1 protein-coding gene is annotated in these 381 nt (G+C 64.0%); it reads left to right on the plus strand.

The window, feature by feature from the left end:
- Positions 1-71: 71 nt before the first annotated feature.
- Positions 72-381, plus strand: a 310-nt coding sequence (locus B4E36_RS03060) for a non-canonical purine NTP pyrophosphatase (RefSeq protein ID WP_345899956.1), incomplete at its 3' end; no start/stop codon positions are given.

The following is a 381-nucleotide window of genomic DNA, read 5'->3' on the forward strand; positions in this document are numbered from 1 at the left end:
CCCTCAAGGGGGGAGATTGTTTGGGGGCTCTGCGGCGCACTCTAACCTTACTTCGTTCATCAGGACCTGACATGCGCACACTCGATACCAAGACCATCGTCGTCGCCAGCCACAATGCCGGCAAGATTGCCGAGATCGCGGATCTGATCGGGCCGCTCGGCTTTTCCGCCAAATCGGCGGCTGAACTGAATTTCGACGTGCCCGAGGAGACCGGGACGACCTTCGAGGAAAACGCGGCGATCAAGGCGCTGGCGTCGGCCCGCAAATCCGGCCTGCCGGCGCTTGCCGATGATTCCGGCATCGCCGTCGATGCGCTCGATGGCGCGCCCGGCGTCTACACCGCCGACTGGGCGGAAACGGCGGATGGCAGCCGCGATTTCG

It is taken from the genome of Martelella sp. UBA3392, assembly GCF_002358775.1.
GTDB lineage: Bacteria > Pseudomonadota > Alphaproteobacteria > Rhizobiales > Rhizobiaceae > Martelella > Martelella mediterranea.